The organism is Alteromonas ponticola, from assembly GCF_012911815.1.
In the GTDB taxonomy this organism is placed as follows: Bacteria; Pseudomonadota; Gammaproteobacteria; order Enterobacterales; family Alteromonadaceae; genus Alteromonas; species Alteromonas ponticola.
In genome coordinates, this window is sequence record NZ_JAATNW010000005.1 from 138,724 (window position 1) to 160,156 (window position 21,433).

The 21,433-nt window shown below is 48.4% G+C and carries 21 protein-coding genes; 14 read left to right on the plus strand and 7 right to left on the minus strand.

Annotation, left to right across the window (positions count from 1 at the left end; all coding sequences use genetic code 11):
• Positions 1–71: 71 nt before the first annotated feature.
• Together HCJ96_RS09900 and HCJ96_RS09905 are read left to right on the plus strand one after the other, a co-directional pair.
• Entirely contained in the window at positions 72–560 is a 489-nt protein-coding gene (locus HCJ96_RS09900) for an AAA family ATPase (RefSeq protein ID WP_169210892.1), read from the plus strand.
• Positions 561–857: 297 nt separating this feature from the next.
• Positions 858–2,018 (plus strand): PQQ-dependent sugar dehydrogenase, encoded by a 1,161-nt coding sequence (locus tag HCJ96_RS09905; protein ID WP_169210893.1) that lies wholly within the window; start codon positions 858–860, stop codon positions 2,016–2,018.
• 170 nt (positions 2,019–2,188) lie between these two features.
• Here HCJ96_RS09905 and HCJ96_RS09910 read toward each other — a convergent pair whose 3' ends face one another.
• A complete protein-coding gene (locus HCJ96_RS09910; protein WP_169210894.1) occupies positions 2,189–2,437 on the minus strand; it encodes a type II toxin-antitoxin system Phd/YefM family antitoxin in 249 nt (82 codons plus the stop codon).
• 220 nt (positions 2,438–2,657) lie between these two features.
• Here HCJ96_RS09910 and HCJ96_RS09915 point away from each other — a divergent pair, with 220 nt between their 5' ends.
• The 5 genes from HCJ96_RS09915 (at position 2,658) to HCJ96_RS09935 (ending at position 6,801) form a co-directional block, all read left to right on the plus strand.
• A complete protein-coding gene (locus HCJ96_RS09915) occupies positions 2,658–3,059 on the plus strand; it encodes a GFA family protein (protein WP_169210895.1) in 402 nt (133 codons plus the stop codon).
• A 39-nt stretch (positions 3,060–3,098) separates the two neighbouring features.
• Positions 3,099–3,455 (plus strand): nuclear transport factor 2 family protein, encoded by a 357-nt coding sequence (locus tag HCJ96_RS09920; protein WP_169210896.1) that lies wholly within the window; start codon positions 3,099–3,101, stop codon positions 3,453–3,455.
• 72 nt (positions 3,456–3,527) lie between these two features.
• On the plus strand, positions 3,528–3,887 hold the full coding sequence (locus tag HCJ96_RS09925; RefSeq protein ID WP_169210897.1) for a DUF1428 domain-containing protein: 360 nt from the start codon (positions 3,528–3,530) through the stop codon (positions 3,885–3,887).
• A 150-nt stretch (positions 3,888–4,037) separates the two neighbouring features.
• The gene (locus HCJ96_RS09930; RefSeq protein ID WP_169210898.1) at positions 4,038–4,358 is read left to right on the plus strand and encodes a DMT family transporter; all 321 of its coding nucleotides are present in this window, start codon (positions 4,038–4,040) and stop codon (positions 4,356–4,358) included.
• Positions 4,359–4,632: 274 nt separating this feature from the next.
• Entirely contained in the window at positions 4,633–6,801 is a 2,169-nt protein-coding gene (locus HCJ96_RS09935; protein WP_169210899.1) for a S9 family peptidase, read from the plus strand.
• 52 nt (positions 6,802–6,853) lie between these two features.
• On the opposite strand, the gene mutH is transcribed toward HCJ96_RS09935, so the two are convergent.
• The gene (mutH, locus tag HCJ96_RS09940; RefSeq protein ID WP_169210900.1) at positions 6,854–7,531 is read right to left on the minus strand and encodes a DNA mismatch repair endonuclease MutH; all 678 of its coding nucleotides are present in this window, start codon (positions 7,529–7,531) and stop codon (positions 6,854–6,856) included.
• Between the two features lie 105 nt (positions 7,532–7,636).
• On the opposite strand from mutH, the gene rppH reads away from it, so the two are divergent.
• The 7 genes from rppH (at position 7,637) to HCJ96_RS09975 (ending at position 15,065) form a co-directional block, all read left to right on the plus strand.
• Positions 7,637–8,167 carry an RNA pyrophosphohydrolase gene (gene rppH, locus HCJ96_RS09945; RefSeq protein ID WP_169210901.1) on the plus strand — a complete coding sequence of 177 codons (531 nt, stop codon included), beginning with the start codon at positions 7,637–7,639 and terminating at the stop codon, positions 8,165–8,167.
• Between the two features lie 51 nt (positions 8,168–8,218).
• A complete protein-coding gene (gene ptsP, locus HCJ96_RS09950; protein ID WP_169211143.1) occupies positions 8,219–10,507 on the plus strand; it encodes a phosphoenolpyruvate--protein phosphotransferase in 2,289 nt (762 codons plus the stop codon).
• 65 nt (positions 10,508–10,572) lie between these two features.
• The gene (locus tag HCJ96_RS09955; RefSeq protein ID WP_169210902.1) at positions 10,573–11,379 is read left to right on the plus strand and encodes a sulfite exporter TauE/SafE family protein; all 807 of its coding nucleotides are present in this window, start codon (positions 10,573–10,575) and stop codon (positions 11,377–11,379) included.
• Between the two features lie 3 nt (positions 11,380–11,382).
• Positions 11,383–12,198, plus strand: coding sequence for a prolipoprotein diacylglyceryl transferase (gene lgt / locus HCJ96_RS09960; protein WP_169210903.1), 816 nt, complete (start codon positions 11,383–11,385; stop codon positions 12,196–12,198).
• A 2-nt stretch (positions 12,199–12,200) separates the two neighbouring features.
• Complete coding sequence (locus HCJ96_RS09965) at positions 12,201–13,034, plus strand: thymidylate synthase (RefSeq protein WP_169210904.1); 834 nt, start codon at positions 12,201–12,203, stop codon at positions 13,032–13,034.
• Between the two features lie 52 nt (positions 13,035–13,086).
• Positions 13,087–14,109 carry a response regulator gene (locus tag HCJ96_RS09970; protein WP_169210905.1) on the plus strand — a complete coding sequence of 341 codons (1,023 nt, stop codon included), beginning with the start codon at positions 13,087–13,089 and terminating at the stop codon, positions 14,107–14,109.
• A complete protein-coding gene (locus HCJ96_RS09975; RefSeq protein ID WP_169210906.1) occupies positions 14,106–15,065 on the plus strand; it encodes a sensor domain-containing diguanylate cyclase in 960 nt (319 codons plus the stop codon). Before HCJ96_RS09970 ends, HCJ96_RS09975 begins: the two co-directional genes overlap by 4 nt.
• 19 nt (positions 15,066–15,084) lie before the next feature.
• Here HCJ96_RS09975 and HCJ96_RS09980 read toward each other — a convergent pair whose 3' ends face one another.
• From HCJ96_RS09980 to rapA, 5 genes are all read right to left on the minus strand, one after another.
• Complete coding sequence (locus tag HCJ96_RS09980; RefSeq protein ID WP_169210907.1) at positions 15,085–16,434, minus strand: AmpG family muropeptide MFS transporter; 1,350 nt, start codon at positions 16,432–16,434, stop codon at positions 15,085–15,087.
• 74 nt (positions 16,435–16,508) lie between these two features.
• On the minus strand, positions 16,509–16,832 hold the full coding sequence (locus HCJ96_RS09985; RefSeq protein ID WP_169210908.1) for a hypothetical protein: 324 nt from the start codon (positions 16,830–16,832) through the stop codon (positions 16,509–16,511).
• A 158-nt stretch (positions 16,833–16,990) separates the two neighbouring features.
• A complete protein-coding gene (locus HCJ96_RS09990) occupies positions 16,991–17,833 on the minus strand; it encodes a DUF3530 family protein (RefSeq protein WP_169210909.1) in 843 nt (280 codons plus the stop codon).
• Positions 17,834–17,921: 88 nt separating this feature from the next.
• Positions 17,922–18,611 carry a bifunctional tRNA pseudouridine(32) synthase/23S rRNA pseudouridine(746) synthase RluA gene (gene rluA / locus HCJ96_RS09995; RefSeq protein WP_169210910.1) on the minus strand — a complete coding sequence of 230 codons (690 nt, stop codon included), beginning with the start codon at positions 18,609–18,611 and terminating at the stop codon, positions 17,922–17,924.
• On the minus strand, positions 18,611–21,433 hold the full coding sequence (rapA, locus tag HCJ96_RS10000) for an RNA polymerase-associated protein RapA (RefSeq protein WP_169210911.1): 2,823 nt from the start codon (positions 21,431–21,433) through the stop codon (positions 18,611–18,613). The genes rluA and rapA overlap by 1 nt, the downstream gene beginning before the upstream one ends.

Genomic DNA, 21,433 nt, shown 5'->3' on the forward strand with positions numbered 1-21,433 from the left:
AGCTGTATTATTATCGCATTGTGTTTATTGCTCTTTAGCTGGTGCTAGGATGCAGAACTTAAAGAGAAGTTATGGCAAGAGTTGTTATCTTTGGTAATTCTGGTTCCGGTAAATCTACGCTGGCAACCAGAATGGCAAAGGAAAGTGCGCTTGCACATCTGGACCTTGATACATTGGCCTGGGAGCCGGTGTCACCACCGGTTCGTCGCCCTGTTGCCCAATCATGTGAATCCATTAAGCACTTTATGAACAATAACAAAAACTGGATAATCGAAGGGTGTTACTCCGATTTGCTGGCGTTTGCGATGGAGGGCGCCACAAAGGTTATTTACCTTTGTCTACCAATTGAACACTGTGTTGAAAACGCAAAGTCCAGGCCGTGGGAGCCGCATAAATACGAATCCAAAGAAGCGCAGGACGCCAACCTGGATATGCTAATCCATTGGATAAGACAGTACGAAAACCGCAACGATACGTTTAGCAAAACACCACACGAGCAACTATTTAGCCGATTTAGTGGCCAAAAAGTCAGATGCATTTCGAATGATCAGATTGTGTGAAAAGGTTCTAAACAAAGCATCAACTTAGATAACATTCAGCCCGTAATTCTGTATATCGCTAATTAATCTAAATCAGCCTGACAAAAAAACGTAGACTCACTCATATCGCTTGTTGCAAACCAGCACATCACCGCAAAAATGTTTGTCATGCTTTTGCAACGCGTAAGAGAATGGCTGAAAGCCAGAACAAGTTGAGCCTAAGCGAGTAAAAACCGTAACTACTACTATTGTTAATTATTTGCATGCCACCTCACCATGTGGCGGATGTTGCGCGAACCTAAAAAAATGAGAATCACCATGCTCAACAAAATTGTGTTTTTTATTACGCTGCTAACGATGTCATTTGTTACCTTTGGTCAGTCCGACCAGTCTGCGCAGGTTGAAATGAAGGGAAGTCAGGGCACGTCACTGACAGGTGATGTGATAACAACTTTCGATCAGCCCTGGGCGATGGCGTTTTTGCCCGATGGACATAGTCTGGTAACGGAAAAAGCAGGTAAATTGTGGTTACTGGATAAGGACCAGCAAAAACGTTTCTCCGTGTCTAACGTGCCTGAGGTCACCGCGCGCGGGCAGGGTGGTCTGGGGGATGTGATCATCCATCCTGACTATGCCACCAATAACATTATTTATCTGTCCTACATTGAGCGCGATCCGCAAAATGATGAATTCAGTGGCGCGGTAATTGAACGCGCCAAACTGAATATCACCGATAGTGGCGCAAGCTTGTCGGAAAGAAAACTGATTTGGCATCAGTCGCCCAAAGTAACTGGCAATGGGCATTATTCCCATCGCATGGTGTTTTCCCCTGACGGCTACTTGTTCATCACCTCCGGAGAACGACAGAAGTTTACTCCGGCACAAAATATGGCGATGAACTTAGGAAAAATATTGCGCTTGAACGATGACGGCAGTGTACCGGAAGACAATCCATTTTATGGTAATGGCAGTGTGACTGCACAAATCTGGACCCTGGGTCATCGTAATTCATTGGGCATTGATTTTGATGAGCAGGGCAATTTGTGGGCGCACGAAATGGGGCCAAAGCATGGAGATGAACTCAATCTTATTGAAAAAGCCCGCAACTACGGTTACCCCATGGTGTCACAGGGCGATCATTATTCTGACGTAAAAATACCCAATCACGAGGACTACCCTATTTTTAAAGCCCCCGAGCTTGCCTGGGTACCGGCCATCAGCCCTGCGGGATTTTTCATTTATAAGGGCGACTTACACGCTGACTGGAAGGGCAATGGCTTTATTGGTGGCTTGTCCTCCAAAGCGCTAGTGCGCGTAACATTCAATCAGGACGATGAAGGCAACTGGAAGGTTGAGGAAGCTGAACGATACGAGTGGGGCGAACGGGTGCGCGAGGTAGTGCAGGATGATATGGGTAACATTTATGCGCTGGAAGACCGCGAGGGCGGACGCCTGATAAGGCTTCAGCACACTAATTAGCGCACGATGAAATTAAAGCGCTGAAAGGCTTTAATTTCATTTCACTATGTTACGTCGAAGGACACGATGTTATGCGTGAGTTCCTTGCGGATTTCGACTTTACAATCATTGAGCAAGACGAGTTCGACGAGACGATTATGGAGCTGCCATACGCGTAACAGTCGGCTCGCTTACAAGTCATCCAGACTGACTGAAATACTCTCTTCACCTTTCCGTTCCTCAAATAGTTGGAAAAGATCGAGATCTTCTAATCGGTCCATCATTTTTTCATACGCATCCGCAGGAACACAGTAGAACGCCGGCTTATTTCTATTCAGTATGGCCACCGGATCGCCATATCCACTGCTTGCAACTTTCATCGGGTTAGCTTTTAATTCAGTAATGCTGGCTGCTACTTCGGCTAATACTCTGGCAGTCATAAAGATCTCCTGATCGGTCTTTTATTACGTTATTTTTAATAAGGTAAAAGCGTCTTACACTCATTTCACTCTGCGCGCCGAGAAGCGTAATGTGTTGAGTGTCCTCGTGCTTTTCGCTTTTATACGGGCTAAATGCACATTAAGGATAATTTTTTTATGAATGACGCCATAATTCGCAGCTCGTGTGTCCAATGAGTGCGATGACAACGGAAATAGTACTATGAATTACTCAGCCTCCTGTACTTGCGGCAAGGTCAGTCTGTCAATCGATTTACCCTCGCCGATAGACACTTACCAGACGCGTGAATGTGACTGCGATTTCTGCGTCGCGCGTGGCCTTGCTTACTTTTCAGACCCGGACGGTACGCTATCATTTGCACCCGAAGAAGCATTGAACCCACTCGAACAGGGTTCCGGGCAAGCAACATTTTGGGAGTGTGATCATTGCCATCAGGTTGTTGCTGTTACCAATGAACAAGATGGCGAAGTGAGAGGCGCTGCGTCCAGGCAACTGTTCGCACAGCAGTACAGGTTACAGGCCTCAATAACTGTTAGCCCTAAACAGTTGTCGCCCGCTGAAAAAGTCGAACGCTGGCGAACTGTCTGGTGCAAGGTGGTTTAATGTTAAGGCAAATCAATAAGTAGGCGAGGAAAGCAATTAATGGATAAGAATGATGTGCATCCGGTGATTAACAAGTGGCTGACGTGTTGGGAAACGGGCGATATCGATGCGTTGCCAATCGTCGATAGCTTTTGCCATACCAGTCCGTTTGGCACCATTAAGGGTAAACAACGCTATCTGGAGATTGTAGCAAAGAATAAATCTGATTTTCTGGGCAACACGTTAACCGTTATCAATCAGATAACAGAAGCAAATCAGGTCTGCGTGCAGTTTGAGCAGAAAAATGCGAATACCGGCCTGGAAATGGTGGTGTGCGAATGGTACACCCTGCAGGGCGATCAGATAAAAGCGATACGTTCTTTTTACAATGTTGGTGATGCACAAATAAAAGGCTGAACGTAAAAAGCTGCAACCAGTAAGCATTCTCCTCAACTAACAAAGCAATTTTACCCCAATGGAGTTAATCCGATGCAATATATTGATGGCTTTGCTTTTCCAATCGCCAGCCATTGTTTGGATAATTACCGACAGCTGGCAGCAGAGGTTGCGCTGATATGGAAAGAGCATGGCGCACTGCACTACTGTGAGTTTACGGGCGACGATATGCTTTTAGCAGGTACCCGCTCATTTACTGACGCGCTTGAGGTTAACGAAGATGAGACGGTGATTTTCGGCTGGGTGGCGTTCGCCTCTCGAGAAGATCGGGATAGGGCGAATGCCAAAGTGGCAACCGATAGCAGAATGGCGTCACTGATGGCGTCCATTGAGACCGGTTTTGATGCGAGCAGAATGGTCTATGGCGGGTTTCACGCTTTTACTGACCGCTAACGCGGCGTACCCCGTTACCCCTCGGTTAACGGGTGCAGCTGTCCATATGATTGCCTGACAATTTTACCTGTGCTACCTTGCCGCGGTATTCAGGGACGACCCTGAAAATATCGTTTAACTAATGGGGACGACCCCAGAGAAGGGTTCGTAATGAATTGGTTATTACTTGTCTTTGCTGGCTTGCTTGAAGTGGTGTGGGCGATAGGGCTCAAATACACCGATGGCTTTAGCAAACCCGTGCCCTCTGTGATCACCGTTGCCGCGATGGTCGCCAGTTTTTATTTCTTAAGTATTGCCATGCGCACTATCCCTTTGAGTATTGCATACACCGTATGGGTGGGTATTGGGATGGTAGGTGCCGTAATCGTGGGTGTATTTGTGTTTAAAGAAACCTTATCAATGGTTAAAGCAATCAGTCTGCTGCTGATTATCGCAGGTATTGTAGGGTTAAAACTTTCCTCGGTCAGCTAATGTGAAGGGGGGCGCGCATTACAGGTTGTGTACCACGTCCTCGCAGGTCTTCGCCAACTGTGTAGTTTTCATCGCGTTATAAAATTCAATCGTTGACGCATGCAGAGCGGTTGTTTACTCTGATAAATCTTTGCTCATGGACGAAGCTTGCGCAACTGCATATGCGTAAAGAGTGAAGTGTTTGCGATAATACATCCAGCTGACATTAACTTACATTTTCGCTCATTTTGTCCTGAATCCATGCTCCAAATCCTTTGTATTGATAGGACAATTTATGAATAAAACCTGGCTGCCATTTGCTGTTATCACCTTGCTAACGGCGTGCAATCAACATCCCAGTGAACCGTCTACACCGCCTGAGCCTGCGCAAAGGTTGCAAAGCGCTACCAAGATGACCCCACCCGTTGCGCGTAAAGAGGCGAAAGAACTTATTGCGCATGGTGACACGCGCATTGACCATTACTATTGGATGCGCGACGACAGCCGCACAGATGCTGAGATAATTGCGCATCTGGAGAAAGAGAATGAGTATACCGACGCCGTACTTGCACCGCTAAAAAACGATATCGAATCCCTGTTTGATGAGTTGGTTTCGCGCGTACCTAAAAGCGATGCAACGGTACCCTATTTACAAAATGGCTACTGGTATCACAAAGAATACGAAGACAATAAAGAATACCCTTTGCATTATCGCAGAGCGACAGATGCGGATGAGCCCGAGCTTCTGATTGATGAGAATAAACTGGCGACGGGACATGAATACTTCCGGCTGGGAGAGTTTGCCGTTGCCCCCAATAATGCTTTGCTCGCTTATTCTACGGATACAGTAAGCCGTCGAATTTATACCATTGTGTTTGAAGACTTGAAAAGTGGAGAAAGGCTCAACGACACTTTAGCTGATACTTCAGGGCAAGTGGTATGGGCGAATGATAGTGAGCATGTCTACTACATTAAAAAAGACCTGCAAACCTTACTGGGTTATCAGGTTTATCGCCATAAAATCGGTACGCCGCAGGCATCCGATGAACTGATCTACGAAGAAACTGATCACACTTTTTATACCAGCCTGGATAAAAGCAAAGATGGTGACGTGATTTATATTTACCATGACAGCACCGATAAGCGCGGTGTCAGTATTATTAATGCCAACGATACGAAGGCCAAAGCGCGACGCTTCACCCCAATGAAAGAGGGGCTGGAGTACGAAATAGCTAAACTCGACGATACCTACTACATCCTTACCAATTTAAACGCCACAAACTTTCGCATTATGAAAGTCAATGCCAGCCAAACAACCAATACCTCGGCCTGGCAAGAGGTAGTCGCGCATGACCCCGATGTATTTATCAGTGATATGGAAGTGATGCGCGGACATTTGGCGTACAACGAAAAAGAAGCCGGGTTAACACGGTTAAAAGTGCTTAACCTGGATAATAAGCAAACCCAGTTACTCACAATGCCTGATCCAATATTTGGGGCGTGGTTTAAAGAAAACACCCAGGTCGATACAGATAAACTGCGCGTTTATTATAGCTCGTTAACCACCCCGCCCTCGGTCTACGATGTAGATTTAAATAGCCTGGAATTGACACAGTTAAAGCAGGAAAAGGTTAACGAAGAGTTCGATGCAAGTGCCTATGAATCCAAACGTATTATGGTGCCTGCGCGTGATGGTAAAGAAATTCCAGTTTCGCTGGTTTATCGCAAAGCTGACTTTAAACAGGACGGCACCAACCCGCTTTATCAATATGCCTATGGCTCCTACGGTTCTACCATTGAGCCGCGATTCGTGCGTAACTGGATTTCGTTGCTTGACCGTGGTTTTGTAGTTGCACTGAGCCATATTCGTGGCGGACAAATGCTGGGGCGTGAATGGTACGAAGACGGCAAAATGTTCAATAAAATTAATACGTTCACCGATTTTATTGACGTCACCCGTTATTTAACGACAGAAAACTATGCTGATAAAGAGCGCGTGTTCGCCCAGGGTGGCAGCGCGGGTGGCTTACTGATGGGCGCAGTAGCTAACATGGCACCTGAAGAATATACCGGTATCGTGGCAAACGTACCATTCGTTGACGTGGTGACCACCATGAGTGATGAGACCATACCGCTGACCACCGGAGAATACAGTGAGTGGGGTAACCCGGCAAATGCTGACTCCTATCATTATATGTTGTCGTACTCGCCGTACGATCAGGTGAAAGCGCAGGATTATCCCCACATGCTGGTAACCACCGGCCTACATGATTCTCAGGTGCAATATTTTGAACCGATGAAGTGGGTGGCCAAGCTGCGTGAAATGAAAACCGATGAAAACCTGCTGTTGTTTGAAGTTGAGATGGATGCGGGACACGGTGGTGCTTCGGGCCGGTTCGAACGGTTGCGACTTTATGCGATGAGTTATGCGTTTATCTTTGAATTGGCGGATGTCGATATTTAGCCAGTTGCTGGTTGGGAGATTCCCGCCTGCGCGGGAATGACGGATAGGCGCATTAATTGGCAAACGCGTCCCGCAGTATTTGGCCGGTAAAGGTTTTGCGTAGATAAAAACCCCGCGGACGGGTTTTTATTTTCTCTCCTTCGGGGCCAAATGCATCCGTCAATACACTGCCATCTGCGGCCTTGGGGCGTAGTTGCATCACTTTACCGTGGCGTGCGGTGATGCGTTCAACTTCGCCTAATACAATCATCTCAGTTATTTCTTCCCAATCCTGTCTAAGGGCGGCATCCTGCTGCGCGGTGGGGGTCCACAAAACAGGCATGGCGATCCTTCTTTGCGCTACAGGAATGGCACGCTCACCCTCCACAGGCATCCACAACACGTTGGCTAATTTGTTGCGTACATTGCAGTTTTCCCAATTGGTGCCTGGAGGGATGAGCAAAGGCGCGTAACAGGCATACGTGGTTTCCAGCGGTTCGCCTGTGGCGTTGATGGGAATGGTTTTTAACTCAATACCCAGTTCCGGAAAATCCTGAGTAGGTTTAGATCCAGCACTTGCACCGAGCCAGGTTTCGATTAGTAGTCCCGTCCATCCCTTGTGTCGCTTGAAGTCAGGCGGGATCTGAATGCCCGCCAATGTCGCTAGTTCACCCAGGCTGAGCCCGGCAATTTGTTGACAGCGGGCTAGTAAATCGCTGGTATCAGCCGGTGGTGTGGTTGGAGGAAGCACGGATATTTTGCCCTTTTTGCGTTAGAAAAATATTAATACTTTGAAAGGGCTATAGTTTATGGAAGAATGCAGAAATAGAAAAGTTTATCGTGCCCGGGAGTCTAAGTGATAGATGCCGATGGATTCCGTGCGAATGTGGGTATAGTGATTTGCAACAGAATAGGACAAGTATTTTGGGCAAGGCGTTATGGTCAACATTCATGGCAGTTTCCACAAGGCGGAATTGATGAAGGGGAAACTGCAGAACAAGCTATGTATCGGGAGTTGCACGAAGAGGTAGGGCTAAATCCTGAAGATGTCTCTGTGCTAGGGGTTACCCGCAACTGGTTGCGCTACAAGTTGCCGAAACGGTTAGTCAGACAAGGTAGCAATCCGGTGTGTATTGGGCAAAAACAGAAGTGGTTTTTACTGCAACTGGAGTGCCCTGAAAAAGATGTAGATGTGCTCAAAACTGGTCATCCTGAGTTTGATGACTGGCGTTGGGTGAGCTACTGGTATCCCATCCGAAATGTGGTGTCTTTTAAACGCGATGTATATCGACGGGTGATGAAGGAGTTCTGCCCGGTGGTGATGGCACCGGGGCGAACGCAGCCTGCTCATCCCAAACGTTCCCGTAAAAAACGTAGAAGCGGTTAGGTTATGTAGTCGGTCAGGCAACACAAGGTGGCGACAATGCAAAGCGGCAGTATGCTGACAACTCTCAAGCGTATCGTTCAGGAGATGATCCAGATCCCTGTGCTTGATGAGGCATTGTTCCGCCTGACAACACGGGTAAAACAAACCACCAATGTTGACTCCTGCTCCATTTATTTAGCCGATTATGACAATCAGGAGTTTGTGCTTAAAGCCACTGACGGTCTGGCGCTGGAGTCGGTTGAGCTGGTGCGCATCGGCTTTTCTGAGGGCCTGATTGGGCTAGTCGGGCAAAGAGAAGAGCCGCTGAACATTGAAAACGCTCCAGCCCATCCGCGGTTTAAGCACTACCCGGAAGTCAAAGAAGAAAATTACCACGCCTTTTTGGGCACGCCGATTATTCATCAACGCCGCGTATTGGGTGTTATCACCATGCAGCAGGGTGAAATGCGCCGGTTCAGCGAAGACGAAGAAGCCTTTTTGGTTACCCTGGCGGCACAGGTTGCGTTAGAAATTACCAATGCCGATATTCGTGGCGCGCTAAGCAACACGTCAGTTGATGCTGCGCCCCGACAAAAAAATGTACGCGGGGTAGCTGGTTCACCGGGTCTTGCGGTGGGCAAAGGGTTTGCCTTTGACACCAAAATTGATTTACGTCAGTGGGTGGCGCGTAAAGCGCGTGGCGATATTGATGAGGTCAAAGCCTACCGTACGGGGGTGGAAGTTACCCGCAAAGAAGTGGATACCCTGTCGGAGGGCCTTGATGACGGCATACCGGATGATGTTAAGTCGATTTTTCAGCTTTATCATCACCTGCTGGATGCCAACAGTCTGGGGCGTGAAGTTGAGGCCAAAATTCATCAGGGCTGGGATGCCGCCTCGTCGTTAAAAATGGTGGTGGAAGATTACGCTGCGCGCTTTGAGAATATGGAAGATCCCTACATGCAGGAGCGCGCCATTGATATTATCGATTTGTCCAACCGCATCCTCACCAATATCCTCATCACCGTTAAAGGTCAGAAAGTCGAGCGTAAAGTACCGCAGGAAGATAGCATCCTTATTGCCAATGAAGTGTCGGCCTCCATGCTGGCTGAGTTTCCACCGCAGTACCTGAAAGGCATCGTCTCAGTGCGCGGTTCAAACAACTCACACGCGGCAATACTGGCCAGGGCAATGGGCGTGCCTGCGGTCATGGGCTGTCAAAACGTGTCGCCCGCGTTACTGGATGAGAAAGAAATTTTACTCGATGGTTATGCTGGCGAGGTCATCGTTACCCCTTCACCCACCATCCGGGCGGAGTTTCTGCAACTTATTCAAGAAGAACAGGTGCTGGCCGAACGCATTGCAGAAGAGGCGGATAGTCCTTCGGAAAGCCCTGATGGCTGGAGAATGTCGTTGTACATGAATGCGGGGCTGTCTACCGAAATCGAGATGGCGGGCAATTCGCAAAGTGCGGGCATTGGTTTATATCGCACCGAGATCCCATTTATGCTGCGCGAGCGTTTTCCTTCTGAACAGGAGCAGGTGCTGCTGTATCGGCAAATTCTTGAGTCAGCGCCTACCCAGCCCATTACCATGCGTACCCTTGACGTCGGCGGAGATAAGCCGCTTCCGTATTTTCCTATCAGCGAAGAAAACCCGTTTCTGGGCTGGCGGGGTGTGCGCCTGACGTTGGATCATCCGGAAATATTTCTGGTGCAGGTTCGCGCCATGCTACGCGCCAGCCTGGGGCTAAACAATCTGCAAATTATGTTGCCCATGATTACCTCAGTCAGCGAGGTAAAAGAAGCGAAGCGTCTTATCGACCAGGCTTTTTACGAAATTGGCGATGAAATAAAAGGGCAGGATGTGATACTGCACAAACCCCTTATCGGGATTATGCTGGAAGTTCCATCTGTGCTTTATCAATTACCGCAGCTAGCCAGGCAGGTGGATTTTTTCTCGGTAGGCAGTAATGATCTTACACAATATCTGTTGGCGGTGGATCGAAATAATTCACGTGTCGCCAATTTGTATAATTGCTATCACCCGGCAGTTCTCAGTGCCCTATATGACATCGTAAAACAAGCTGATCATCACAATATTCCGGTCACCGTTTGCGGCGAGATCGCCGGTGAACCCGGTGGCGCTATTTTATTAATGGGCATGGGCTATCGCAAACTGAGTATGAATGCGTATAATTTGAGAAAAGTGAACTGGCTCATTCGCAACGTTACACTTAAAGAAAGTAAGCGTTTACTCTCATGTGCGTTAACAACCACCAGTCATGAAGAAGTGTTTCAACACATTAACGAGTTTTTAGAACATAAAGGGTTAGGGGGTCTAATCCGCGCAGGTGGATAATTTCCGCTCATCTCGTACGCATTTTGTGATAGGCTACGCGCAAATTTTTTCGCATTGGAAGTGGCATGGATCCAGCAGCAATAATCTTTGCTTGTTGTTTGGTGATCGGGTTAATTGTGGGCTTTCTGGCCGGTATGTTCGGCATAGGCGGTGGGCTCGTTATTGTTCCCGCGCTGACCTATTTACTGATGAGCGTAGCAGGGTTACCGTTGGAGCAGGTCATGCCCATGGCTGTGGCAACCTCGCTTTCGACCATCATCTTTACTGGATACTCTTCAGCCAGAGCGCATTATAAATTGGGTAACCTAAAGCGTAATATCGTGATCTGGTGTGGCGTGGGAATATCCGTGGGTGCGATTGCTGGCGCTCAAGTAGCCAGCGCTATTTCAGGCGCAATGTTAAAAAACGTGTTTGCTACCATGCTGATTGTCATTGCCTTGCAAATGATATTTGGAAAGCGCACTACCTCTTCACATCACGCCAATCGTGCCACACTGAGCACCATCGGCGCAGGCAGTGGCTTTGTCAGTGCGTTGATGGGGATAGGTGGGGGTGTGTTACTGGTACCTGCGCTAGTCTGGTTTCGGGTGAACATGCGTCAGGCCATCGGTTGTGCTGCATTGTGTGGCCTAATAGTGGCTGTTTTTGGTACCGCCAGCTTCATTTTTGCAGGGCTTAAACAAACTGATTTACCGGCAATGACACTAGGGTACGTGTACCTGCCAGCAACATTTGGTATTGTAGCAACGTCAATTTTTACCGCCGGTATTGGCGCACGTGTGGGTCAGGGTGTTGACACTGAATTATTAAAAAAACTGCTGGCAGGGTTACTCATCCTGGTCAGTATTCGAATGATTGTAGGAATAAATTAAAGCATGGCAGAAAGCAGTTATCTGGTATTTCCCAGTATCGACCCCATAATTTTCAGTTTAGGGCCACTGAGTGTGCGCTGGTATGGGTTGATGTATCTAATTGGATTTGTTGCCGCCTATATACTGGCGCACAAACGTCTGGAACGCACGCCATGGACCAAAGATCAGCTTAGTGATTTGCTATTCTGGGGTTTTTTAGGCGTGATTTTGGGTGGCCGATTAGGTTATGTGCTGTTCTATCAGTTTGGCATGTTTTTAGAAGACCCGCTGTATTTGTTTAAAATATGGACCGGCGGCATGTCTTTCCACGGTGGTCTGTTGGGCGTTATTATTGCCCTGGTCATTCAGGCTCGACGTATGAACGCATCGTTATTGCAGGTGGGTGATTTCGTTGCGCCGCTGGTACCAATTGGATTAGGCGCCGGACGTATTGGTAACTTTTTAAATGCCGAATTGTGGGGCCGCCCCACCGATGTGCCCTGGGCCGTCATCTTTCCCGACGCGGGCCCTGAACCCCGTCACCCGTCGCAGCTGTATGAATTTGCGTTAGAAGGGGTCGTGCTGTTTGCCATTCTCTGGATTTACTCGGCAAAACCGCGACCTGTGGGCGCGGTGGGCGGGCTGTTTCTGCTCGGCTATGGCGCATTCCGGTTTATTGTCGAGTTTTTCCGCGAACCAGATGCGCACATCGGTTTGTATCAGATGGGGTTAAGTCAGGGGCAGCTACTGTGCTTGCCAATGATATTGATTGGTTTGTTTCTCATTATACGAGCGTACAAGAAGGGTGAGTATCCGCCCGCTGCAGCACAGGCAAAGTAATTATGAAAGAATATCTGGCACTGATGCGCCATGTGAAAGAGCATGGATTTAAAAAGGAAGACAGAACAGGAACCGGCACCTTAAGTGTATTTGGGTATCAAATGCGCTTCAATCTGGAGGAGGGGTTTCCGCTGGTGACCACTAAAAAATGTCATCTGAAGTCGATAATTCATGAGTTACTCTGGTTTTTGCAGGGTGAGACCAATATTGCTTATCTAAAAGAGCATGGCGTGTCGATTTGGAATGAATGGGCAACCGATGCAGGCGAACTTGGGCCTGTCTACGGCAAACAGTGGCGCAGCTGGGACGCCGGTGATGGTACCAGCGTGGATCAGATCAAAGCGGTAATAGACGAAATTAAAACGAACCCGGATTCCCGGCGTCTGATTGTCAGTGCATGGAATCCCGCGGTGTTACCTGATACCCAGTATTCACCGAAAGAGAACGCGGCGATGGGTAAACAGGCGTTACCCCCCTGCCACACCATGTTTCAATTTTATGTACTGGATGGCAAATTGTCCTGTCAGCTCTACCAGCGCAGCGGCGATGTATTTTTAGGTGTACCGTTTAATATTGCCAGCTATGCATTGTTAACGATGATGATTGCACAGGTATGTGAGTTGAAATTAGGTGACTTTGTACACACTTTGGGCGATGCTCACCTCTATTTGAATCATCTGGACCAGGCTGAAGAACAATTAAGCCGCGAACCGTTTGCACGGCCCAGGATGCAGCTAAATCCAGCGATAAAAGATATATTTAGCTTTACCTATGATGATTTTACACTAACCGACTACCAGTCCCACCCTCATATTAAGGCACCGGTAGCGATATAAAAAATACAAAGAAAAAGTAAAAGCGATAAAGTAAAAGGATCATGAAACCGTTATGACCACGCCTGTACTTATTTGTGATGATTCAGCATTTGCACGTAAGCAAATGGCGCGTGCGATCCCTGATGGCTGGGACGTGAGCTTGTCCTATGCCGAAAATGGCCAACAAGCTCTGGAATGTATTCGCCAGGGTAAAGCCGACATCATGTTTCTTGATCTTAATATGCCTGTCATGGATGGTTATCAAACCATGGAGGCAATCCGCAAAAATGATTTGCCATGTCTGGTCATCGTCGTGTCCGGCGACGTGCAGCCCGAAGCCCGCGAACGTATGGTGGCCATGGGCGCACTGGATTTCATTCGCAAACCCATGGATAACGATAAATTAACCACGCTGCTCAAGCAGTATGGAATTTACGATGGCGAAGGGACTGCATTAAACCGACGTGATGATGCCCAGCTGTCGCGGACGGCTACGCAGGATGAGCGTCTGGATGCGTACCGGGAACTGGTCAACGTAGCCATGGGAAGGGCAGGCGAAAACCTGGCAAAATTGCTGAACGAATTTATCGATCTTCCTATTCCCAATGTGAATGTCATTGAATCGAATGAACTGCATATGGCGATAGCCGAAATTAATCATAACGACAGTGTTTCGGCAGTTTCGAAAGGCTTTGTCAGCGCGGGCATCAATGGCGAAGCGCTGGTCATTTTCAGTGATGCCAACACCGCAGACATGGTCAGAATGCTCAAGTACGATGACGAAGGCGATGAGTCGCTGCAGCTTGAGGCATTGATGGATGTATCGAATATTCTTATCGGCGCCTGTCTGAATGCATTATCCACTCAACTCAATGTGCACTTCAGTCATAGTCACCCGATTCTGCTGGGGCGAAATCGAGGACTGGATTCGTTGCTGCATGACTCCATCTCCCGCTGGACGAAAATTATGGCAGTGGAAATTGCCTATTCAATCAAAAGCCGTGACATCAGTTTTGATTTGTTGCTGTTGTTTCCTGACACCTCGATGGAGAAAATTTACACCCGCCTGGTTGATCTGACGGAGGATGATGTATGACAGACAGTGAAATAGCGCAACTGCATTGGCAACATCACCTGTTAAGCTCGATAGAAGTGGGTATTGTTGTGCTCGACAGAGAGTGCAACGTTGAGGTGTGGAACCAGTTTATGGAAAACCACTCAGACATTTTACCCAGTGCGATCTGCGGTACCTCACTATTTGACCATTTTAAAGAAATTGATGAAAAATGGTTTCGAGCTAAGGCCGATCCTGTTTTCTCGCTGGAATCGCCGGTGTTTCTAATTTGGGAGCAACGTCCTTATTTATTTAAGTTTGGCAGTAATCGTCCGATCACATCAGATTCAGAATTCATGTACCAGAATGTCACCATGTTTCCTCTGACCTCTCCAACCGGTGAGGTAGAGAAAATCTGTCTGATGATTTACGACGTTACTGATCAGGCACTAAGCAAACTTCGGGTCGAACGCTTAAATGAAGAACTGAAGATCATGAGCCGGGTTGATGGTTTAACGGGTTTGTTTAACCGCCGTTACTGGCAGGAACGCTTCGATTTGAATTTTAAACTGGCCAAACGTCGTGACCGTCCGGTGACCGCCATGATGCTGGATATCGACCACTTTAAGAAAGTCAACGATACCTATGGCCATCAGGCAGGCGACAAGGTAATACAGGCACTGGCAGCGGTAATTAGACAATCTGTGCGCGAAACCGACCTCGCAGGACGCTACGGCGGGGAAGAGTTTGCCATAGTGCTGACAGATTCCAATGCCAAAAATGCCCATATAGTGGCAGAACGAATTCGCTCTACTGCGGAACTAACTCAAGTAGAACATGATGGTAACCTGATCTCATTTACGGTCAGCATTGGTCTTTCGGAGTACGGTAGCCACTGCCAATCTGCTTTAGGTTGGCTGGAAATGGCCGATCAGGCACTTTACGATGCCAAGGTCAGTGGTCGAAACCAGATCATCACCAAAAATCATCCAGACTAAGGGCACAGTCTTACAGCCACTAGCCATTGACCAACGGCCTTGCTTCAAGCCGCTGAATATCGGACTTAATTGCGCGTAAAAACAGCAGGCTGGGAATGACCATTGCCGCGGTTAACATAAAAAAGAGGCTCCAGTTTCCATCCAGGCCATCTACCACAAAGCCACTTGATGAGGCCACCAAAGTACGCCCTAAATTGCTTAAGGACGCCATCAGTGCATATTGCGTAGCACTGAACGAGCGATTGCAGAGTAACGAGATAAACGCCACCATCGCTACTGTGCTCCAGGCGGCAGTAAAGCCATCGATGATCACCGCGGCCGCAAACAGCGACTTGTCCGGCCCAGCCTCGGCAATCCAGGAAAACATCAAATTACTGCTGGCCATGGCAATACCGGCAACCATTAAGCCTTTGTAAATGCCGTAGCGAATGTTGACCATGCCACCAATGATAGAAAACACGATGGTCACCCACCAGTTCAGCAATTTCGATAGTGTTCCGATTTCAGCATTGGTAAAGCCAATTTCTTTGTAAAAAACAATACTCATGCGTCCCAAAAAGGCTTCGCCAATTTTGAACAGAAAAATAAACAACAATAAAGACAGCGCAAGTTTGACGCCGTTGCGTTGAAAAAATTCGCGAAACGGCTCGACCACAGTGGCCAGCAGCCACGCCATCATGCGCGAGAACATCGTGCTATGACTATATTTATTCAGATTTGCCTGATAACGTCTTTCTGCCGCTTCCAGGGTGGCCGTGTTATCAATCTCAGGTTCTTTGGCGAACAGTGTCGCCACCGTTAGACCAAGCATGATTACTGCCAGCACCGCATAAATCTGGGGCCAGGCCCAATTGTTCATGTCTGCCATAAAGAAGGGTATCGCGCCTAGCCCGCCATAACCTGTCCACCATCCTGCGGTTGCCATTGATGACCCAGCAGACAGCTTTTCTTTTTCATCCTCATCAATGATATCGATGCGATATGCATCAATCGCAATATCCTGCGTGGCTGAGAAAATGGCAATGAACAAACCTGTTAAGGCAATTAGAAATAAATCGTTTTGCGCACTGTGCACAGACATTAAATAACAACAGGCAGCAATCAACAGTTGCATGGTGATGATCCACCCCCGCCGCAATCCCAGCCAGGGCAGGTGAATTTTGTCGAGAAACACCGACCATAAAAAATTGATTGAGTAGACCGCAAAGATGGCACCGAACAAACCGATTGATGAGCGCGATAAACCCTCATCTTTTAACCACGCAGACAGCACAGAACCGATCATTACCCACGGGAAACCACTGGAAATACCAAAGATAAATACGCTGAGTAAACGTCGGTCAAGAAAGGCTTTAATAGATGCTTGCAAAGGTTGAACTTATTTGGATAGCGATAGCGCTATTGGATCACGAATTGATTAGCAGTGCAATAACAGTGAAAGGGTCAGGGGCGAATACCGACACAATCGAATGGGCAAATACCTTTACCCTCCAGAAATACAATGCAGTTGGCCAGTTCCTCTACCAGATAGTTATCGTAAGCCAGTTTATCTTCAGCCCAAAAATGCATCTGGTGTAATAAATGCCAAAATACCCGTTCTTTCTGCGAGTAGGGCTGGTCCAGCTGATAATCCACCTGTGACCATTCTTCCATCGTATCCCAAAAAAACAGCTCCAGCTCAGCATGCGGTAAATCGCCCTGCCAGAAGGCACGCAGGTAATAGCATAGCTGTTTGGCTTTGGTGTCGATAAAAGAGGTTACTTTCACTGTACTGCCGTATTATTCTAATTCGGTTTAAGTATAGTCTTTTCTTTTATTTTTTCTCGCGATTCACCTGAAGCTGCAACAGGTACATGAATTTTATCAAAAAATATTTGCCTGTCACACGATTGTCATCTCGCAACCTCTGCCTGGACAGAGCGTGGTTACCAGCCCAGGTAACTGGTCCAGCCATAGATTTCTTTACTTAGTTGCACGATTTGCGGAGATATAGTTTCAGCATAAGCGTAAGAGGAAAAGTTGTCGGCATGAATAGAACGCTGACGATAATGCAATTTCAGCGCGTTGTTTGCGTCTTGTCTACGTTTGCGATAAGTGTGAGCGTCCCACAGGTTACTGCGGATGAGGTTGATATCTAAAACCGGGAATTCGGTCTTCGCCAATGATTCGCCGATAGCGAGGTTTTTGCGTCGGTCAGGCCAAAACGGCGAAATTACCACCATGCTATCAGGCGCAGCAATTTGTTCTTCGGCGGCAAGTTCAATAAGATGAGCCGCTGTCATCCCCTGACTAACAATAAGTTTAAAACCGCGTTGGGATGAAACATGATTGAATAACGCATTTACCAATAAGGACAGCTGTGTTTTGGTGCGGTCAAAATCATACCAGGCCTGGTGACTGGCACTGCGCGGATGAACTGTGGTGTTGTCAGTTTGCTCTGCGGTAACCAGCGCTACCTCAATCAGTGATGGTGCAATCAGAGTATGCCAGCCTAGTTGGTTCAGCTGTTTTGCCAATTGCTGGGCAGCGGCTAAACGAAGTCCCTGGTAGCCAGCATCCACCAGTAAAATGGCAACTCCACGGGATAACGGAATGGCAGATTCCTGTGGTATTACCGACAGGGTTAATTCGCCTACCAGTACCTGTTCAAGTTCTTCTGCGTGGAAGCGTCGCTCCAGATCTTCTGACAGCATGGAGGGCTGCGCTAATGATAGCGGAGCCAGAACAGCCAGAATCAGACCAAAGAAAGAACTACACAGGTTTTGCATAGTACACCCCTCACGAAAAACGATATCCAATCTATCGGCATAGACACCAAAAAGTTGACTATAAAATAGTAGACGCGGGTATATTTATTTACAAAAATGGCTCAGGTTGGAAATTGCCAAACGGCAACGGCGTCTCAAAAGAAAGCCACTGGTTGCTGACGGGGTGAAACACCTGTAATGCACTGGCGTGCAGTTGCAAGCGCTCGGCAGCCAGCCGACTTTCGTCGGTACCATACAGTCTATCACCCAAAATGGGATGGCCCAGTGAAAGCATGTGCACACGAAGCTGGTGTGAACGTCCGGTAACAGGATACAGGGCGACCAGACTCTCCTGCTGGGTTTTCTTAACTACCTGATACCGCGTCTGCGCAGGCTTACCACTGTCCACATCCACCTTTTGCTTTGGCCGGTTGGGCCAGTCACAAATCAGCGGCAAATTGACCTCGCCGCTTTCCTTTTCAACTTCTCCCCATACCCGGGCAAAATAGCGCTTGCGGGTTTGACGGGTTTCAAATTGGCGCGACAGATGACGGTGCGCTGCTTTATTCATCGCCAGGATCATTACGCCTGAAGTGGCCATGTCTAAACGGTGCACCACAGTGGCGGTGGGGAACACCGCGTTAACCCGCTTGATCACCGAATCACGGTGTTCGGGCGCTTTTCCAGGCACACTAAGCAGCCCACTTGGCTTGTTAATCACCACAATATCCTCATCCTGATACAAAAATTCAAGATAAGGATGTAGCGGTGGGTTATAAATAAATGCCGGGTTTGCCATCAGGGGTTGTTCACCACAATTCGCAGCGCGTCCAGTCTGACATCCGCTGATGTCAGCGCCTTTTCCAGCGCGGCGCGTTGTAGGTCAATAAACTCTATTTCTTCATCGCGAACGGCGGGGTTACGCTGTTGCAGCGATCGTAAGCGCTCAGCTTGCTCTGTCATGCTCTCACGCATGGTCACAAGCGCACCCTGCAACACTTTGTTCGCCTGTGAATGTGCCAGCGTGGTGGCCTGGCTGATGTGTTTTTCCAGTTGTGGCTTTAGCGCACCCACCAGTTGCTGAGCTATTTTTTTACCCGTTGGGCGCACATCGTCAAACTGTGCATCGGTGGGTTGGCCTTTTGCATCCATGCAAATACGCAGTGGCGTAGGCGGCAGATACCTGCCCACCTGCAAGGCTTTAGGTGCGCTGCACTCGAGTACGTATAACGCTTCCAACCAATAGATACCCGCGGGCTGAGTGGTATCAGCAACAAAGCCTACGCTGCTTTTACCCAATACTTCAGTGAGCACCAGTTCGATCGCACTGTGCACCAGCGGATGATCCCAGGTTAAAAAATGCACGTGTTCCAGCGTGGTGGCGATACGGCGGCGATAGGTCACTGTCATGCCTTCATGATCAAAGCCAGGCAGATGATTTACCATGGATTCGGTTGGCGTGAGAATGAAACAGTCATGCCCTTTCTCTTCCTGATGAATACCTATGGCGTCGAATACCCGGCTCATAAATTTGGGTAACGCGATTGAAGTATCCAGTGCCACCATATCTTCAAGCAATGAGTCCACTTTACCAATACCCGACGCATTGAGTTCAAGTAACCGGTCGCGCCCTTCATCCAGTTGTTTTTTCAACGTGGTGTTTACCTGTTGGGACATGGCGATAAGCTGTTCACTCAAATGTGTGTCAGCCGGTGAATGACACGCGGTAAGCAGGGCTTCACTCACTTCCTCAAATACGCCAGAACCCGTGGGGCAGGTATGCCTGAACGCATCCAGTCCCTGATGATACCAATCTAACAATACATGTTGTGCGGAGCCGGTCAGGTAAGGCACATGAATCTGCACATCGCGGGTTTGTCCAATTCGATCCAGACGACCGATGCGCTGTTCCAACAGATCAGGTGTTAGCGGTAAGTCAAACAAGATCAGGTGGTGAGCAAACTGGAAGTTACGGCCTTCACTACCTATTTCACTACACAGTAACACCTGCGCTCCGGTTTCAGGGTCGGCAAAATAGTGTGCAGCCTTATCGCGATCGACGATGCTCATACCTTCATGAAAAACACTATGACGGATACCGGTTTTGGTGCGCAAAACCTCAGCCAGCTGTTGCGCAGTGGTGGCACTCGCGCAAATAAGCAGGACTTTAGCGGGCTTAATATTACCGAGAAACTCAATCAGCCACTCCACACGGGGATCAAAATCCACCCAGGCTTCTGCTACTGACGGATGGCGCTCTGGGAATAGTTTGTCGGATAAATCGGCACCGTCGACAATGGCAGAATATTCCGCCGGCAGATTTAACGCATGTGGATTTAATGCCCGGGCGGGAAATCCTTCTATGCTGGCACGACGATTTCTAAACAGAATTCGACCCGTACCGTGCAAATCGATCATTTTATGCGCCAGTTCCAGTCTTTTTATCTCAGTATCGAGATCGTTTGCTTCGATGAGCAATTCAGGTGCCAGTGCCCGAAGGGCCGCGATATGCTCGGTGGTGAGTGGCGCTTCCTCTAACAGCGGGGTGACAATTTCAGCTACCTTTGCATAGCTCGCTTCCTCTGCCAGAAAACTTTCATAGTCTACGAAGCGCGCAGGATCGAGTAGACGCAAGCGGGCAAAGTGACTTTGGTGACCTAACTGATCCGGTGTAGCGGTTAACAGCAGCACTGCTGGAATAACCTTGGCTAAGGCTTCAATGCGTAGATATTCTGTTGATGGCTCGGCTTCAGACCAGCCTAAATGGTGCGCCTCATCTACTACCAGCATGTCCCACTGCGAATCCATTGCCTGCTGATGATGCTTAGGGTGTTGAACCAGAAAGTCCAGGCTGCAAAGCACTAACTGTTCATCGTCGAAAGGATTGCTTCCCTCTTCGAAAGCGGCGGCACAGCGACTTTCATCAAATACAGAGAAATGTAGGTTAACTCTGCGCAGCATTTCGACCAGCCATTGATGCACCAGCGAGTCAGGTACAACTATTAGCACCCGTTGCGAGCGGGCAGTTTGCAACTGTTGATGAATGATGAGTGCCGCTTCGATGGTTTTACCCAGACCCACTTCATCTGACAGCAGAACGCGCGGTGCGTAACGTTTGCCGACTTCGGCGGCGATATGCAGCTGGTGGGGAATAAGTTCTATGCGTGCACCCGCCAAACCAATGGTGGACGACTGTTGATAGGCGTAGTCGTGTTCCAGTGACTGTAAACGCAGCTCAAACCACTTGGGTAAATCAAGCTGATTGTTAAACAAACGCTGTTCGGGCTCGTTTAACTGCACCAGCGGACTCAGCAGCGCTTCGGTTATGGTGACGGATTCCTTGGTGTCCTCACGAATGGCTTCGTACACCAGCACGCCTTGCTTTTCAGTGACCGCGGTGACCGTTGCCTGCCACTCTTCGGTATGTGTAATACGATCGCCTACCGCATAGGTCAGCCGGGTTAGTGGGGCTTCGTTTTTAGCATAACGACGGATTTCACCCGTGGCGGGGAATAAAATTTCTACGGTTCGAAAGTCAACGCTGACGATGGCACCCAGACCTAATTCAGTTTCAGTATTGCTCAGCCAGCGTTGGCCTATGTGGAACCCGTCGTTTTTCAT